Raw genomic sequence first — 12,988 nt, 5'->3', positions numbered from 1 at the left:
GGCCCCATTTCCGTATGAAGTTTGGCTTTCGGTGGGCTTGCTCACATACGCGCCGGGCTGGACGGTGTCCAATCGTGTATCGCCGCGGGAGCGGCCGCGCCGGAGCACGACCGGCGCGGCAGTATCCGTGCGGACCGTCCGTGTCGTATCGGGCGACGTTCGCGACGGCGATGCGGACGGTATGCCGGTGCGTAACCGCGATTTTCGTCGGGCGGGCCGGCCGACTGTAGACAGACGAGCGCGCCGAAGCGCCGCTCGGCCGTACGAAGCGATGTGCGGCGAGAAAGGATGCGCGGCAATGCAGCGCGAGCCGTGCCGGCAAGCGAAATGCGGTATCCGTCAGGTTGGGGCGGGCGGGTTCCGCTCAGTTTGGAAAGACGCGATGTCAACGACTACACAGAAGAAATCGAGGCTCGGCATGCCGCGGCTGCGCGTTGCGATGGCGGCGACCGTGTGTGTGCTGAATGCCTGCGCATTTGCGCCGGGCATGACATATCAGGCGCCGGCCGAACGCGATGCGAATGCGCGCGTGAGCGTTGCGGCGACGGGGTCGGGGGGACTCGACGGGGTGCAGAACGTGTCCAGCGAAGACCTGATCGAGATCACGCCTGCGTTCGTCGAACAACAGCATGCCGCGCGCTCTGCCGGCGTCGACGCCGAAATCCGGCAACTGTTCGGTACGCCAAAGGCATACGTGATCGGCCCGGGCGATGTGCTGAACATCGTCGTCTGGGATCACCCGGAACTGAACCTGCCGACGGCGCAGGCGACGAATGGCGACAATATCGGCACCAACTCGGTTGTGGCGGGGTACACGGTGGACGCGGGCGGTAACGTTCAGTTCGCGCAAGCAGGCCTCGTACACGTGGCCGGGCTCACCGAGGCGGAGGCGCGTGCCGCGGTGACCCGGCGGCTGGGCGAGTACGTGCGCAAACCGCAGATTGCGCTGCGTATCCAGGCGTATCGCAGCAAGCGAGTTTATCTCGACGGCGAAGTGCGCACGCCGGGGCTGCAGATCGTGAACGACATGCCGATGACGTTGCCCGAGGCGATCGATCGCGCGGGCGGCTTCACGGCCGGAGCCGACCGGTCGCAGGTCACGGTGACGCGCGGCGGCAAGACGGTGAACGTGAGTTTGCCGGCCATGATCGCCGCGGGTATCAATCCGTCCAATATCCTGTTGCGCGACGGCGATCTCGTGCGAGTGCGTCCGACGAGCGAAGCGAAGGTCTTCGTACTCGGCGAAGTGTCACGCCCGGCGACGCTGACGTTGACCGACGGACGGATCAGCCTCGGTGAAGCGCTTGGCGAGACCGGCGGCGTCAGTCAGTACACGTCTGACGCGCGGCAGATCTACGTGGTGCGCCGCGGGCCGGGGAACCGGCCGCAGGTCTATCACCTGGACGGTCGCGCGCCGGCCTCCTATGCGTTGGCCGATCAGTTTCCGCTCGAGCGTCGCGACGTCGTCTTCGTCGATGCGTCGTCGCTGGTGCGCTGGAGCCGCGTCGTGAATTTGCTGATTCCGTCCGCGGCGCAGGGCGCGCTCACGGCCCGGGCCGTGACGCCGTGAACCCGATCTCGACGGCCGCAGCCGCAATCGGTCATGTCACTGCCTGACACGCGTGACGGCTTCGTATTGAAAATGTAATGTGGCGTACGGAATCCGTCAGGACGAGATGGCCTAATCGCCTTAGACATTCGAGTGCGGCCGTCTGCGCCGCGCATCGAGGTCGTCCGGTGAAAAGCGGGGCGATATTGCGGAATGCAAATCAAGGGCATTCTCGAAACCTGCCTCTACATTGAAGCGCCTGCGGATCGGGGTGGTCCGCGGCGAGTGCGCGTGCGTTGCTGGCGCGCTTCCCTTCATGCATCCGGGCAACGATCGAACGCTTGCCCCATGGCCCGCGGCAAGCACGCGTTGAAACCCGGCCTGTCAGACACTTAAAACAAGGACCAAACCATGACACCCATCCAGTTCGATGGATGCGTCGGCTGGCTTCACGAGGGCACTCGACCACACGGCGTCGTCATATGCGAGCCGCTCGGCCATGAGGCGCTCTGGCTGCACAAGCTTGTTCGCTCAATTGCGGAACACCTTGCCGACCGTGGTTTTCCGGTTCTACGTTTTCACTATCCGGCGAGTGGCGATTCGCTCGGCGACGAACAGGATCCCGAACGTTTCGAGAACATGCTCGCAAGCGTGCGCCATGCCGTCCGGACCTTGCGCGACAACGCCGTGCTGGATGGCCTGACGCTCATCGGTGTACGCGCCGGTGCGCCATTGGCGCTTCTCGCTTCGGACGGCCTGTCCGGAATCACGCGTTTCATCGCACTTGCCCCCGTCGTGCGTGGTCGCAGCTACGTGCGCGAGCTCTCGCTCGTCGCGCAACGCTGGCTCGATAACCTGCCGCCGACCGTGCGGGAGGCGGTTCGTGACGAACGGCCGTTCAAGGTGCTCGGCCACGCGTATCCCGACGATCTCCTCGGAACACTCCGCAGTATCGACCTGTGCCAGGCTGCCGGCCAGCTGCGCGAGTTGCCCGCGCGCGCGCTGCTCGTCGATACGCCGTACGGCGATGGTCCGGCGTTGTCGGACACGCTGCGCGCGCGTGGCGTCGCGGTCAGTATCCACACATGTTCGGACTGGGCGGCCGCCATGTGCGAACCGCACCGCTCCCGGCTGCCGAATGCGTTGCTCGACACGATCGGAAGCTGGATCGACGACGATCCTGACGCGGACGTACGAACCTCCACGCGCCAGCACGTTTCCGACGTCGTCCTGGCCGGAAGCGGCAGTGTCGAGCGCGTGATTCGCATGGGGACGCAACCACTGATCGGGGTGCTGTGCGAGCCAGCCGACGACGCCATGCGTCTCGCGGCCCCCACGCTGCTTATCGCCAATACCGCCGCCAATCCGCGTACGGCCGACGGGCGGCTTGCAGTTCGCCTGGCGCGGTCGCTCGCCGCGCGCGGCATCCGCAGTCTGCGCTTCGATTCGAGCGGGATCGGCGACAGCAGCCTGCGTGCGCGTGACGATCAATCGGATATTCCGTATTCGGACCAGATGATCGACGACATGATCTGCGCCGCGCGTTGGCTGAAAGAGGCGGGTCACCATCGGATCGTCACGTTCGGAATCTGCTCCGGAGCGTACGCGTCGCTTCATGCCGCCGCGCGGGGCGCGCTTGCCGGCGCGATCACGATCAATCTCCCCGTGTTTGTCTGGCCGCGCGGACAGACACTGGCGGATGTCGTCGACAACCAGACCAATTCGATGCGTGGTTATGTCGCTTCATTGCGCAGCCTCGGCAAGTGGCGCCGGGTGCTGCTCGAGGGGCGTGATCCGCGTCCGGTGCTGCGTGCGCTGATTCGTTTCGTCGCCGACTTCACGACGGTCCCGATCAAGAGCTTCATGGAGCGCATGGGGCGCGCGCCGGACAAGGATACGCCGCGCGGGATGCTGCACGACATGTCGGCACGCGGCATCCAGGCGCATCTCCTCTACGGCACGTTCGATCCGGGCGTCGATGTCGTGGTTCGGCATTTCGGTCCGGTGTCCGGTGCGTTCGCGCATTTGTCGAACGTATCGGTCGATACGCAGGACGGGCTCGACCATTCGTTGCACAGCGATGCCGCCGCGCAGTACGTGGTCGACCGCTGCGCTGCGCTGCTTTCCGGCTGGCATGCGCCGGCGGAGCCGGTTTCGACGGCAAGGCCGAAAGCGGAAGCCGAACGCGCGACGCCGTAGCGTTCGGTTACCCGCCGCCGCATTTGAGCGCGGCTGGACGACGCCCAGGCTACGGGCGGGGAGGAGCACGCCCCGTGTGCCGGCGACCGGTTGAAACCGTCCGAAAGTGACCGTGCGAACAGATCCCCGGTTTCCGGCACAGTATCTTGACGGTGTCTATTTCTCGCGTCGCCCGTTTTCGACGGTGCCGGCGTCATGAGGCTGCTCAGGAATGTGGATGCAAAGAAACCGCCGTGGATGCTGGACAACATGTAAACGCCACGCGTCGCAGGCGACGTGCCATTCGGGGCGGTCGTGATGCGTGTACTGGTCGTCAACGATTTCGTTCGCAAGGGCGGGGCCGAGGAAGTGTACCGGCTGTCCGTCGACGTGCTTCGCGCGCGCAATGACGTCGAGGTCGAAACGTTCGACGAGCGCACGCTGATCGATGTCGAGAACGGTCGTCGCGCACGCGCGTGGTCACCTGCTGCCGCACGCGCGCTCGACACGTTGCTCGAGCGATTTCGTCCGCAACGGATCCTCGTGCACAATTACCACAACCTGCTGTCGAGCGCGATCCTGCCCGTGCTCGGGCGCTACAAACGGCGCTCGAAGTGCCGTTTGTACATGACCGCGCACGACTACCACCTGGTGTTCTACAACCCGAGTCTGATGGTCTACCGGGGAGGGCGCGCGCAACCGCTATCGCTCGATCAATTGCGTCGCGGCAGGCGTATCGTTCTCACCGCCAGCCCGCGCGGTTTTCTTCACGATGTCGCGAAGAAGCTGCATTGGCACGCGGTCAACGCGCTTTTCGACCCGCTCGGCCTGTTCGACGAGATTCTCTGCCCGAGCCCGTTCATGCGCGACCTGATCGCACGATTCGGTCGGACACCGGCGACACTGCTGCCGAATCCGATCGATACGACGCTGGTTCCCCGTACACCGAAGCCTGCGCGGAGAGGCCGTCTCGATCTCGCGTTCGTCGGTCGCCTGGAGGCCGACAAGGGCCTTGCCCAGTTTCTCGCGCTCATGGGCGAATCGCCCGGCGACGCGATTGGGTCGCTGACGGTCTACGGTGACGGACCGGAGCGCGGCAGCCTCGAGCAACATCACGCAGCACTTGTGGAGGCGGGGCGGCTGCGCTTTGCCGGGCGTCTCGATCATGCAACGCTGTTTGCCACGCTGCCGACGCATGACGCGATCGTACTGCCGTCCATCTGGGTGGAAAACGCGCCGCTCGTGATCGTCGAAGCGGCCATGCTGGGCCTGCCGGCACTCGTGCACGACATTGGAAGCCTGTCGACCTTCGGCGACGATCTCGGCAACAAGATTCGCTACCGGAACACGGCCGACGACCTGGCACGCGCGCTCGTCGAACTGCGGGCGCACCTCGACGACGAGCAGCGTCGCTACGACTGGTCACGCTACTCGGTCGACCGCTATGCGGCGTCGCTGTATGCCGCGCTCGGTATCGGCGGGAATGTATCGCGCACGCGGGCACATTGACAGTCGATGCACTGTTTCCTCTCAGCCCGGCAAGCACGATGACCGCCGTTCGAAAAAATTTTGCGTTGTTGTTTGCGCTGCAGATCTCGACGTACGTCGTGCCGCTCGTCACGCTGCCGCTCCTGACGCGCGTGCTCGGCCCCCAAGAGTACGGCCGGCTATCGTTCGTGCTTGCGGTGACGACGTATTTCATCAATCTCGCGAACTATAGTTTCGACCTGACGGCAACGCCGCGTGTCGCCCTCGCAAACGACAGGATGGAGCGGTCGCGCATTTTCTGGACGACGGTTTGCGCCCAATGGGCGATCACCGTCGCCGGCTTCGGGTTGCTCGTCGCGCTGACCATGCTCATTCCTCATTTTGCCGCGGAGCGCAGAGCGCTGCTGATCGGTTTCGGGATGGCGATCGGTGCCGCGCTGACGCCGGGCTGGTATTTTCAGGGTATTCAGAAGCTGAGTGTCTATAGCGTGACGGTGGTGGTGTACCGGGTACTCAGTGTCGCTGCCATCTTCCTGTGGGTGCGCACGGAGGACGACCTCCTGCATGCAGTCGCGATCAATACGGCCGTGCCATTGCTGTGCGGGATCACGCTGCTGGCGTACCTGTTCTTTCATCGCGAGGTCGAGCGCGTTCAGGTGCGACTTTCGGACGTCGTCGAAGCGTTGAAAGGCGGCTTTCAGGTGTTCCTCGCCTCGACGTCGATCTCGTTTTACGCGTCGACCAATACCGTCCTGCTGAGCATGGTTTCCGGTAACGTCGCCGCAGGCTATTTTGCGGCCGGTGACAAACTCATCCGTGCCGCGGTCGGCTTGTTGCAACCGCTCAGGGCGGCAACCTATCCGCACGTGACCTACCTGATGCATCACGCGCGCGACGAAGCATTCGCATTCCTGCGCAAGCTGATCGTCATGCAAGGCGCGCTGGTGCTGGCCATGTCGGCGACGATCTATGCATGCGCGCCGCTGGCGGTCCGTATCCTGTACGGCAGCTCGTTTGCGCCGACGATCGGCGTGCTGCATTGCCTGGCGCTGGTGCCGTTCATGGCATGCATGACCGACCTGTTCGGCGTTCAAACGATGTTGCCGCTCGGGATGAAGCGGGCGTTCAGCGTCATCCTGATCTCGTCGGGCGCGTTGAACGTGACGTTGCTTCCTCCGCTCGCGATGCTGTTTGCCGAACGTGGCGCGGCGATCGCGGTGCTGATCGCCGAAACGGCCGTCGCCGTCGCGCTTGCATACGTCCTTCGCCGTGAACGCGTCGGCGTGCTCGATCTGTCGGCGCGTTCCGGTTGATGCGAAGGCCGGTTCTCCGGGGCCGGAAACCTGCCGCGCCACTGCCGCCGAATGTGTGGGTTGTCGAACGTTTCTCGCGGCTGCGCGCTCCTATACTGGCGTGACAGCAGGGTAGGCCGGGAACCGTATCACGCGCGATACGTGTGCGTCGCTCCGCTCTAAAACGTGTATCGAGCACCATGAACGGAAACCGATCGATCAACCGACTGTGGGCAGCGACATTCATGATCGCGATCGCGAGCGAGGTATTCTCCGGCGCGATCCGCTATTACACGTCGATCGCAGGCGTGTCGATGCTCGGCTATCTGCCGAAGGCCCTGATGGTCGGCTGCATCGCGTTCGGCCTTGCGGTGCGTCCCCGTGTCAGCACCCTGCTCGTTGCGAGCTTCATGGCCGCGCAGCTGTGCGTTTCGCTCGCGAACGGCGTCAGTCTCGTGGCCGCATGCTTCTGGGTGTGGACGGTCGCGCCGTTGCTGTTCGTGCTGTTGATGCCGCCTGACGCGTTGGCGATGCTCGAGTCGAACGCGCTGAGGTTTGCGCTCTTCGCGTTGGCGATGGCCTGCTGTGCCGGGGTCATGCTCAACGAGTTCGTCCATCTGCCATGGGTCGGCGGCAGTATCGACGTCGACGGCGTCAATGTGCAACTGGCAAGCTCCAATTACGTCGGTTCCGTACCGCGCCTGCCCGGGTTCGGTCGAAGCAGTGCGTCCACAGGCCTCGTGATCGGCCTGCTGACTACGTGGCTCGTCCCGCGCCAGCGCAACGCGATGGTCATCTTGGCATTGCTCGCGATGTCGGCATTCGCGATCTGGGCGACCACCAACAAGACGACGCTCATCGCGCTTTCGCTCGTGTTGCTGTGTTTCGCCACCCTGAAAACGCCTGGCCTCCGGCGGGTCTGTATCGCCCTGACGATATTGATGATCGCGTTGCCGCTCGCGGGATGGGTCGTCGCCGAGACGGTCAACGTGGGCGCCACCGATACAGGATCGCTCGCATCGATGCAGGATCGGCTGCTGAACACCTGGCCGAAGCTGCTCGACGGGATGGCGAGTGCGAACCTGCTCTGGTTTGGCGTAGGGGCCGGTGGATTCGGGTCCGCGACGGCGTACTACACGTCCGACTTCGGCTTCAATACCGGCTATGCCGACAACGCCGCGCTCTATATCGTCGCGAATCTCGGTGTGGCAGGGGGCGTGCTCGTCATGCTCCTGTTCGCGCAGCGCGTGCTGGGCAGCCGCGCGGATGATCCGCGCGCATGGTTGATGCTGCTCTTCATACTGCTGAGCGGCGTCACGACGGATATCTTCGAAGCGCTCGGCTGTCTGCTCTTCGCCGGCGTCTCGGTCCGCATGCTGACAATTCATGCGGGTCGCGAACGTCTGGCCAGTCGCGATGGCTTGGGGCATGCGTCGACCTGGGCGGGAAGCCGATGAGCATGATCATCGAACGCACACGCATCAGGGGCTTGGCGAAATGCGTGGCAGCCGCACTGCTTGCGGCCGCGGCCGTGCTGACGGCGTCGAATTCCGCCAGCTCGGACGAACCCGCGCTCGTTCTTCCGAATCTGGCGCAGACGTCGACGCTGCCTTTCGTCGCGCTTCCCCGCTTTTTCGACACGCGTGCGAACTCGGGTGTTGCGATTCACGAGATCGACGATCCGGCGTTGCTCGACGCAGTGCGAGATGTCGGCTTCTCGTTCGTCCGAACCGATCTGTTCTGGGATTCGGTGGAAACGCCGCAAGGCTGGAACTTCTCCCGCTACGACGCGCTCGTCGCGAACCTGCGTGCGCGAGGACTCGGCGCTCTGTTCATTCTCGGTTATCAGCATCCGCTGCATGCGCCGAAGCAACCCCCGACGTCGCCGGCACAGATCGATGCATTCGCCGAGTATGCGACGCAGGCCGCGCGACACTATCGCGATCAGCCGGTACGCTTCGAAGTGTGGAACGAGCAGGACCACAAGGACTACTGGCTCGCACCGCCGTCCCCCGTCAAATACCGGAATCTGCTCGAGGCGACCGTCCGGGCCGTCAAAGCCGCGAATCCGCAGGCAATCGTTGCGACGGGCGGCGTTCAGCAGGTCGACCGGGCTTTCATTCGAGCGGTGGGCGATATCGGCAGCGCGTCCCAGCCCGCGCCCGACGCGGTCAGCGTGCATCCGTATCGGCAGACTGCACCGGAGACCGTGCTGCGCGACTATGTGACGCTCGCGCAAGACCTCGCGACCTATCGCGGTGTTCCCGCGATCTGGGCAACCGAATGGTCGTATCCGACCTATGGGTACAAATACGTGGCGCACACCCGCGACGGCCACGATCCCGTGGCGCGCGAACGCCAGGCGCGCTACGCGGTACGGCGCCTTCTCGTCGACTGGATTGCGCAGATCGGGCTCACCGCCTATTACGACATGCGCAACGACGGCCGCGATCCGAAGAACATGGAGCACAACTTCGGCTTGCTGGACGCGGACAACACACCATTGCCGGCATACGTCGCGGTTCGGCATCTTTTCTCGTTTACCGCCAATGCACGTGGCGCGCGACTGTTCATGGACCCGGTTCGCCGTGTCGCCGTCCTGCAATTGCGCGCCGAAAACGTCGTGAAATACGTGGTCTGGTGCTACGAAACTGACAACACGGTCGATGTCGACCTGTCGCAGTTGCCGGTCGCAGGTACGTCCGCGTCCGATCTCTATGGCGCATCGGTCGATATCGCACATCGTCGGCTGACGATCAGCGAGGAGCAAGGTCCGGTGTTCATCGTCTCAGCGACTGGCCGATAGCCGGCGAGCAGGATCGGGAACGGTCGCATCATTCAGAAAAAAATCATGAAACTCACCGCACGAAACATCGTGGATTCACAGCGGATGCCGGATGAATCCGGCATGGCCCAGCTTTGGCACGCGATCAGACGGCATCGTCGCGTGTTCCTTGCAACGATCGGCGCGACGTTCGCGACAGGGGTGCTGTACGCGCTGCTGGCCACGCCGCAGTACCGGGCCGAAGCGCTTTTGCGCGTGCAGACGAAGCCCGGCTCGTCGATCAGTTCGTTGTCGGATGTCTCCGGAACCATCACGGCTTCGCCGTCCGCGTCCGACGAAAGCGAGATGCTGATCTCGCGCGCGGTCATCGACAACGCGATCTCCACGACCGGTGCCGATCTCGATATCCGTAACGCGAGCCGGTTTCCGCTGATCGGCGGGCTGGTTGCGTCGCGCTTCGACGTGGACGACACGCTCGCTTCGGCCCCGCTGGGGCTGACCGGTTATGCGTGGGGCGGTGAGCGGATCGATATCGGTGAATTCCTGCTGCCGAAAAATGCGCTCGGCGAGCGATTCAGGATCGTCGCGGAAGACGCGAACAACTGGACGCTCTACGATGACGACAACAACGTGCTTGCGCGAGGCAAGGTGGGTGAAGCGGTGCCGTTCAGGCTTCCCGGCGAAGCGACGGCCGGCCGATTGCGCATCGACGTGTTGCGCGCACGGCCCGGCATTGCGTTCACCGTGCGCAAGCAGCCGGAGCCGCTCGTCTACGAAAACGTATCGAAGCATCTGAAGACGGTCGTGCCGAATCGCGATTCGACGCTGGAATCGCCGTCGATGATTCGCCTGAGCTATCAGGCGGACAATGCGCGCGACGCGAAAAAGATGGTCGATGCGATCGTCCAACAGTATCTGCAGCGCGATCTCGCATTTCGGACGGACCGCGCGCGACGCAATCTCGATGCGTTGCGCCAGCGGTTGCCGGCACTCAAGCACGATTTGCAACAGGCCGAGGACGATCTGAATCGGTACCGGACACAGAACGGTGCGATCGACGTCGATCAGCAAGGCGCCGCGTTGATCAGCCGGCTCAATACGCTCGCGGAACACCAGACCGAGCTGCAGATTTCGCTGGACGACGTCCGGCAGCGCTTCCTGCCAAAGAGCTTGCAGTACCAGACCGTGCAGGCTCAGCTCGAACAGGTGAAGCGCGAGATTCGCGACACGAGCGCGATGGCGGCCAGATTGCCGACGACCCAGCGCGAGTTCGTGCGACTGTCGCGTCAGGTGACGATCGCCACCCAGTTGTACACGGGGGTACTGACCAACGCGCAGCAGCTCGAGATCGCCATCTCCAGCGCGGCGCCGGGCGTGACGGCCGTTGATACCGCGGTCGCACCGTTCCGGCCGGTCTGGCCCAAGCGCGGCATCATCGTTCTGGGCGCGTTGTTCGCCGGCGTATTCCTTGCGCTGACGGGCGTGCATCTGCTGTCGCTGCATCGCCGCGAACTGTATTCGCCCGCTGCACTGACCAGGTTGACCGGTCGGCCGTGTCTCGCGATCGTCACGTCGTCGCCTGCATCGGCGGCCGTACCGGGCGGGCCTCGCTCGACGGCGTTGCCGGTGGCGGCCACGCACCCGGACGATGCGGGCATCGATTCGGTGCGCGCATTGCGTGCGAGCCTGAAGGTCGCGCTCGCGGAGCGTCGCCCGGGCAGCGGGGGCAAGGTCCTGCTGTTCACGGGGCCGACGGCTGGCGTCGGCTGCAGCTTCGTGTCGTCGAATCTTGCCTATCTGCTGACGGGAGCGAATGCCAGCGTGCTGCTGATCAATGCGGACCTGCGTGGGTCGTCGGTCGCGGGCGGCCCGGGACTCGCCCAGGTGCTCGATGGCTCGGTGTTGCCCGATGTCGTCACGCTGCGTGTGGCGGGAAGCCGCCTGTCGATCATGCCGGCGGGCTCGCCGGACAAAACGTCGCCCGGCGAGTTGCTCGAGGGCGCCGAATTCGCCAGGCTTCTCGCATCGGTGCGCGAGCGTTACGACTTCATCGTCATCGACGGACCGCCGCTATTGACGAGCAACGATGCGCTCGGCATCGTCGGCGCAGGCTGCGACGCGCATGTGCTCGTGTCGCGCGGTGGCTTGACGCGTGCCTCGGATGTTGAGGAGGCGCTGTCGCGTTTGACGAGCATTGGCGCGGATATTACCGGGCACGTGTTCAATACCTACACGGGGACGAACAAGATAATCGTCGAGCGTGTAACGACGCGCGGCTTCCCGGTTCGGACAGCGGCACGCCAGCGGGCGTAGTTCACGGGGGCCCGCACGTAGCGCCGGTGGAAACCGGCGGCGATCACGTGAGCGCCTTTCCGGCGGTGCTGCGTTTGCCGCGTTGGACTGCGACATTCATGAAGCGGTCGGAAGCGGGCGGCGGCTGACGGGGCCGGGCGTGTTGCGCACAGGTCGCGCCCAGCAACTCTTGCCCGGTCGCCTCGGCGATCGTCAGCTCGAGCGAGCCCGACGTCACATAGCGATCGCTTCAAAGCGAATCGAATATTCGCGTCATCATCTCCGCGCTTTTGCTCCAGCTGTATTGCGCCGCATGCGAATAACCCCTACGTTTCAGGTCCGCTCTGAGTTCGGCCGAGTCCAGCAAATTTCGCAGCTTTTCCGCGATGTCGTCACGCGAATAGGGATCGCAGTACAGCGCTGCATCGCCGCAGACCTCGGGCAATGCCGCCGATCGTCCCACGAGGGTCGGGCAACCCTGGCGCATGGCTTCGAGCGGCGGAATGCCGAAGCCTTCATAGATCGACGGGTAGAGGAAGCAGACGGCATGTTGGTACAGTGCCTTCAATTGTTCGTCGCTGATGTATCCGGCGTACTTGATGTTCTGCTCGGTGGCGGCAATATCGTCTTGCGTTCCGAAAACGGCGGCATTGCGCATGCCGACGATGACCAGATCCACTGACGCGTCGTTGAGTTGTCGGAATGCCGCGATCAGCCGGCCGAAGTTCTTGGTCGGATTCATGCTGCTGACCGCCAGCACGAATCTGCCCGGCGTGAGCGAGAGTGTTTTCAGTATGCTCGCGTCCGGTTCCAGGGCGTCGAGATGGTCGGCACCGAGCGGCACGACGCTGATTTTTTTCGTTGAAACACCACAGTGGTGAGCGAGGCGATCGCGCGAGAAGCGAGAATTGGTCAACACGCATAGGGACGTGCGCGCGAGAATCCAGAACATGACCCGATACCACGCCCGGAACAGTCGGGAAAAGTGGGCAGGGGTGTCGAACACCGCGGCATCGTGCATGTAGATGATCTGATTGCCGAGGAAAACGGAAGCGGAATTGCTCAGGTTGACGATGCGGTTACGAGACGAAAAAAGCGGCAATGCCAGTTGTTCCCAGATCACGCCCTTGGAAAAACCGACCTTGAGCGTCGTCGTCCCGTCCACCGTCGCGTCGGCGTGCGGAGGCACGAGAACCGTGATCGAGCCTTGCGGTTGCACCCTGACCAGGGCGGCGATGAGCTCGCGGGCGACGCGTTGCACGCCGGTCGTCTTTTGGGTGGAGAATCGGCCGTTATATACGAGTTGCTTGGGTTTTTTGGGCGTGCTCATGTCAAATCCGGTGAAATCGACGCGCGTCCAGGGCGCTTGCCGCGCGCCCTGAACGGCAGCGTTTGTCTGTCGTT

8 protein-coding genes are annotated in these 12,988 nt (G+C 63.9%); 7 read left to right on the top strand and 1 reads right to left on the bottom strand.

The features are described 5' to 3' along the window. Positions 1-382: 382 nt before the first annotated feature. The 7 genes from AP428_RS21220 to AP428_RS21190 all read left to right on the top strand — a co-directional run bounded on the left by AP428_RS21220 (position 383) and on the right by AP428_RS21190 (position 11,605). Positions 383-1,570, top strand: a complete 1,188-nt coding sequence (locus tag AP428_RS21220) for a polysaccharide biosynthesis/export family protein (RefSeq protein WP_027812136.1) — start codon at positions 383-385, stop codon at positions 1,568-1,570. 390 nt (positions 1,571-1,960) lie between these two features. Then, positions 1,961-3,748 (top strand): alpha/beta hydrolase, encoded by a 1,788-nt coding sequence (locus tag AP428_RS21215; RefSeq protein WP_011694714.1) that lies wholly within the window; start codon positions 1,961-1,963, stop codon positions 3,746-3,748. A 297-nt stretch (positions 3,749-4,045) separates the two neighbouring features. Further along, positions 4,046-5,236 carry a glycosyltransferase family 4 protein gene (locus tag AP428_RS21210; RefSeq protein ID WP_011547871.1) on the top strand — a complete coding sequence of 397 codons (1,191 nt, stop codon included), beginning with the start codon at positions 4,046-4,048 and terminating at the stop codon, positions 5,234-5,236. Positions 5,237-5,274: 38 nt separating this feature from the next. Next, positions 5,275-6,528: a flippase gene (locus AP428_RS21205; RefSeq protein WP_011547870.1), complete on the top strand. Its 1,254-nt coding sequence runs from the start codon at positions 5,275-5,277 to the stop codon at positions 6,526-6,528. A gap of 179 nt (positions 6,529-6,707) precedes the next feature. Next, positions 6,708-7,964 (top strand): membrane protein, encoded by a 1,257-nt coding sequence (locus tag AP428_RS21200; RefSeq protein ID WP_011547869.1) that lies wholly within the window; start codon positions 6,708-6,710, stop codon positions 7,962-7,964. Then, a complete protein-coding gene (locus AP428_RS21195) occupies positions 7,961-9,313 on the top strand; it encodes a cellulase family glycosylhydrolase (RefSeq protein ID WP_011547868.1) in 1,353 nt (450 codons plus the stop codon). Before AP428_RS21200 ends, AP428_RS21195 begins: the two co-directional genes overlap by 4 nt. Positions 9,314-9,415: 102 nt before the next feature. Continuing rightward, positions 9,416-11,605 carry a GNVR domain-containing protein gene (locus tag AP428_RS21190; protein ID WP_226292038.1) on the top strand — a complete coding sequence of 730 codons (2,190 nt, stop codon included), beginning with the start codon at positions 9,416-9,418 and terminating at the stop codon, positions 11,603-11,605. Positions 11,606-11,834: 229 nt separating this feature from the next. On the opposite strand, the gene AP428_RS21185 is transcribed toward AP428_RS21190, so the two are convergent. After that, positions 11,835-12,914 carry a glycosyltransferase family 1 protein gene (locus AP428_RS21185; RefSeq protein ID WP_011547866.1) on the bottom strand — a complete coding sequence of 360 codons (1,080 nt, stop codon included), beginning with the start codon at positions 12,912-12,914 and terminating at the stop codon, positions 11,835-11,837. Positions 12,915-12,988 lie beyond the last annotated feature (74 nt).

Source organism: Burkholderia sp. E168m22, from assembly GCF_001319805.1.
GTDB lineage: Bacteria > Pseudomonadota > Gammaproteobacteria > Burkholderiales > Burkholderiaceae > Burkholderia > Burkholderia orbicola.
Note: the sequence above shows the minus strand (reverse complement) of the source record. Positions and strands in the feature narration are given on the sequence as shown.

Excerpts from the sequence above, each read along its gene's own strand:
- AP428_RS21220 (WP_027812136.1), top strand. The coding sequence starts at position 383 with ATGTCAACGACTACACAGAAGAAATCGAGGCTCGGCATGCCGCGGCTG.
- AP428_RS21215 (WP_011694714.1), top strand. The coding sequence starts at position 1,961 with ATGACACCCATCCAGTTCGATGGATGCGTCGGCTGGCTTCACGAGGGC.
- AP428_RS21210 (WP_011547871.1), top strand. The coding sequence starts at position 4,046 with ATGCGTGTACTGGTCGTCAACGATTTCGTTCGCAAGGGCGGGGCCGAG.
- AP428_RS21205 (WP_011547870.1), top strand. The coding sequence starts at position 5,275 with ATGACCGCCGTTCGAAAAAATTTTGCGTTGTTGTTTGCGCTGCAGATC.
- AP428_RS21200 (WP_011547869.1), top strand. The coding sequence starts at position 6,708 with ATGAACGGAAACCGATCGATCAACCGACTGTGGGCAGCGACATTCATG.
- AP428_RS21195 (WP_011547868.1), top strand. The coding sequence starts at position 7,961 with ATGAGCATGATCATCGAACGCACACGCATCAGGGGCTTGGCGAAATGC.
- AP428_RS21190 (WP_226292038.1), top strand. The coding sequence starts at position 9,416 with ATGGCCCAGCTTTGGCACGCGATCAGACGGCATCGTCGCGTGTTCCTT.
- AP428_RS21185 (WP_011547866.1), bottom strand. The coding sequence starts at position 12,914 with ATGAGCACGCCCAAAAAACCCAAGCAACTCGTATATAACGGCCGATTC.